This window comes from Rahnella perminowiae (assembly GCF_019049755.1).
Classification (GTDB): Bacteria; Pseudomonadota; Gammaproteobacteria; order Enterobacterales; family Enterobacteriaceae; genus Rahnella; species Rahnella perminowiae.
Genome location: NZ_JAFMOS010000276.1, coordinates 1 through 3,399 on the forward strand (window position 1 = coordinate 1; position 3,399 = coordinate 3,399).

General features: G+C 52.0%; 4 protein-coding genes. 3 read left to right on the plus strand and 1 reads right to left on the minus strand.

Translation table 11 applies throughout. From position 1 onward, the window contains the following. Positions 1 to 2 precede the first annotated feature (2 nt). Genes waaA through coaD form a run of 3 tightly spaced genes read left to right on the plus strand, consistent with a single transcriptional unit; the run spans position 3 to position 2,515 of the window. On the plus strand, positions 3 to 1,259 hold the full coding sequence (gene waaA / locus J1785_RS02240) for a lipid IV(A) 3-deoxy-D-manno-octulosonic acid transferase (protein ID WP_217218713.1): 1,257 nt from the start codon (positions 3 to 5) through the stop codon (positions 1,257 to 1,259). Continuing rightward, complete coding sequence (locus J1785_RS02245) at positions 1,259 to 2,026, plus strand: glycosyltransferase family 2 protein (RefSeq protein WP_129955272.1); 768 nt, start codon at positions 1,259 to 1,261, stop codon at positions 2,024 to 2,026. Before waaA ends, J1785_RS02245 begins: the two co-directional genes overlap by 1 nt. A gap of 6 nt (positions 2,027 to 2,032) precedes the next feature. Further along, entirely contained in the window at positions 2,033 to 2,515 is a 483-nt protein-coding gene (gene coaD / locus J1785_RS02250; RefSeq protein ID WP_129955271.1) for a pantetheine-phosphate adenylyltransferase, read from the plus strand. 8 nt (positions 2,516 to 2,523) lie between these two features. Here the strand turns inward: coaD and mutM are convergent, their stop codons facing one another. Continuing rightward, positions 2,524 to 3,333 carry a bifunctional DNA-formamidopyrimidine glycosylase/DNA-(apurinic or apyrimidinic site) lyase gene (mutM, locus tag J1785_RS02255; RefSeq protein WP_217218714.1) on the minus strand — a complete coding sequence of 270 codons (810 nt, stop codon included), beginning with the start codon at positions 3,331 to 3,333 and terminating at the stop codon, positions 2,524 to 2,526. Positions 3,334 to 3,399 lie beyond the last annotated feature (66 nt).

The following is a 3,399-nucleotide window of genomic DNA, read 5'->3' on the forward strand; positions in this document are numbered from 1 at the left end:
ATATAATCATATATTTAATTCAGCCATTGATTTGGATCCGTTTACTTTTGCGCAGCCGCAAGTCCCCGGCCTATCGTAAACGCTGGGCTGAACGTTATGGCTTCTGCAAGGGAAAGGTTGTCTCCGGTGGCATCATGCTGCATTCCGTTTCCGTCGGAGAGACGCTGGCCGCGATCCCTTTAGTCCGCGCATTGCGTCATCGTTATCCTTCCTTGCCGATTACCGTCACCACCATGACACCGACCGGCTCAGAGCGCGTTCAGTCCGCTTTTGGTAAGGGTGTGCACCACGTTTATCTGCCTTATGATCTGGCGGGTTCGGTAAATCGTTTCCTGGATGAGGTGAACCCAAAGCTTGTCATCATCATGGAAACCGAGCTTTGGCCGAACCTTATCAGCGCACTGCATCGTCGCCAGATTCCGCTGGTGATAGCCAATGCCCGCCTCTCTGACCGCTCGGCAAAGGGATATCAGAAGCTAGGCAAATTCATTCGTACCATTTTGCAACGCATCACCCTGATCGCGGCGCAGAATCAGGAAGATGGTGAACGCTTTCTGTCCTTAGGGTTAAAACGCAACCAGCTTGCGGTGACGGGTAGCCTGAAATTCGACATCTCGGTTACGCCGGAACTGGCAGCAAAAGCCATTGCACTGCGCAGCCAATGGGCGTCACGCCGTCAGGTGTGGATCGCCACCAGCACGCATGAAGGGGAAGAAACCTTGCTGCTGGAAGCGCACAAAGAATTACTGAAAGCACATCCGACCTTGCTGCTTATTTTGGTTCCACGCCATCCTGAACGTTTTCCGGTTGCTTGTGAGCTGACGCGCAAAGCCGGCCTTTCTTTTATCCAGCGTAGCTCAGGTGAAGTCCCTTCATCAGCCACCCAGGTGGTGATCGGCGATACGATGGGTGAATTAATGTTGCTGTATGGCATTGCTGATCTGGCTTTTGTCGGCGGCAGCCTGGTCGATCGCGGAGGCCATAATCCGCTGGAGGCGGCAGCCCATGCCATTCCGGTACTCATGGGGCCGCATACCTTCAATTTCAAAGATATCTGCGCCAAGCTGGCCCAGGACGACGGTCTGATCACAGTCACTGATACCGCATCACTGGTGAAAGAAATTTCTACACTGCTGACCGATGAAGATTATCGCTTGTATTACGGTCGCCACGCCGTTGAAGTTCTGCATCAAAATCAGGGAGCCTTACAGCGCCTGCTGCATTTACTGGAGCCTTATCTGCCTGTCCGGAGTCATTAATGACTGATAAAAAACGTTTATCCGTCGTACTGATTGCCCGTAATGAAGGGGATTTATTACCTGCATGCCTTGAGTCAGTGACTTGGGCAGATGAAATAATTCTGCTCGATTCCGGCAGCAACGATGCGACACAGGATATTGCCCGCAGCTTCGGCGCCAAAGTATTCCTTAACACTGACTGGCCGGGGTTTGGCAAACAGCGACAGCTGGCGCAAAGCCATGCTACAGGCGACTATATTTTGATGATAGATGCCGACGAGCGTGTATCCTCTCCGTTGCGTCAGTCGATTGAAAATGTGCTGAATTGCCCGCAGGAAAATACCGTTTACAGCCTCGGACGCAGTAACCTGTTCCTCGGGAAATTCATGCGTCACAGTGGCTGGTATCCTGATCGTGTCAACCGTTTGTATCCTTCAACGTTCAGCTATAACGACGATCGGGTACATGAATCACTGAACACAGGGAATGCCACTGTCGTTCCGTTGCAAGGCGACCTGTTGCACCTCACCTGTCGCGACCTTTTCAGTTTCCAGCGAAAACAACTCAGCTATGCGCAGGCATGGGCAGAGCAACGCCATCAGCAAGGCCGCCGTTGCAGCTTCTTCTCGATTATTTCCCATACGCTGGGCGCATTCGTCAAAACCTGGATCCTGCGGGCCGGTTTTCTGGACGGAAAGCAGGGGTTGATCCTGGCGGGCGTCAATGCACAATATACATTCAATAAATATGCCGCCCTGTGGGCGCTCAGCCACCAACTGCAAAAGTGAGCCGTTATGAGCACTAAGGCAATTTATCCCGGTACTTTCGACCCGATGACCAACGGGCATCTCGATATCGTCACCCGTGCGGCGCAGATGTTCGACCATGTCATTCTTGCAATTGCAGCCAGCCCAAGCAAAAAACCGATGTTCACGCTGGATGAACGCGTGGCGCTGGCAACTCAGGTTACATCCCATCTGGATAACGTTGATGTCATTGGTTTCAGCGATTTGATGGCAAATTTTGCCAGGGCTCAGGGCGCAAACGTGCTGGTACGCGGATTACGTGCGGTGTCTGATTTTGAATATGAGATGCAACTGGCGAACATGAACCGGCATTTGCTGCCCACGCTGGAAAGCGTGTTCATGATGCCGTCAAAAGAATGGTCGTTTATTTCTTCATCTCTGGTCAAAGAAGTCGCCCGCCACGGTGGAGATATTGCGCCTTTCCTGCCGCAAATCATCACACAGGCACTGATGGAAAAAATCAGCGCCTGAATCAGGTATTAACGCTGGCAGCGCGGGCAGAAAAATGTGGTGCGCTGCGCCTGTTTCTTACTTTCAATGGGCATACCGCATGCCCGGCATGGCTCGCCCGCTCTTCCATATACCTGCAATTCCTGTGCGAAATATCCCGGTTTCCCATCCGACTGGAGAAAGTCCTTCAGCGTCGTCCCGCCTTGTTCAATAGAGCGCAACAATACCGCTTTGATGGTTCTGACCAGCAACTCTGCCTCATCACGTTTGAGTGAATGTGCAGGCCGGTCAGGGGAAATTCCCGCTACAAACAAAGATTCACTGGCATAGATATTTCCTACGCCAACCACGAGTTTATTATCCATCAGCCAGGGCTTAATGGGGGATTTCTTCGTGCGGGATTTCTCACACAAGTAATCCGACGTGAAATCTTCGCTTAGCGGCTCCGGCCCCAGATGGGCTAAAACATTGCTGGCAGTCAGATCCGAAGACCATAACCAGGCACCAAAACGGCGCGGATCGGTATAACGCAGCACATGGCCGGTATCCATCACCAGATCAACGTGGTCATGTTTGCCTGCTTCGGTTTCTTCCGGCAATACCCGCAAACTCCCTGACATACCCAGATGAATAATGATCCACCCGGTTTGCAGCTCAACCAGCAGATATTTTGCCCGACGCTGCACACTCAGAACCGGCTGATCGCTTAATGCTAAGATTTCCGCCGAGACAGGCCAGCGCAGGCGCGGATTACGCACGATGGCATGCAGTATTGTGTGGCCTTTAAGATAGGGTTCAATCCCTCTGCGGCTGGTTTCAACCTCAGGTAATTCCGGCATAATTTTCCCTTGAGCAAAAATCGTGTTCAGAGTTTGTCGCAGACACTGACATCAGGCAAATAAAAG

Excerpts from the sequence above, each read along its gene's own strand:
- J1785_RS02245 (WP_129955272.1), top strand. The coding sequence starts at position 1,259 with ATGACTGATAAAAAACGTTTATCCGTCGTACTGATTGCCCGTAATGAA.
- coaD (WP_129955271.1), top strand. The coding sequence starts at position 2,033 with ATGAGCACTAAGGCAATTTATCCCGGTACTTTCGACCCGATGACCAAC.
- mutM (WP_217218714.1), bottom strand. The coding sequence starts at position 3,333 with ATGCCGGAATTACCTGAGGTTGAAACCAGCCGCAGAGGGATTGAACCC.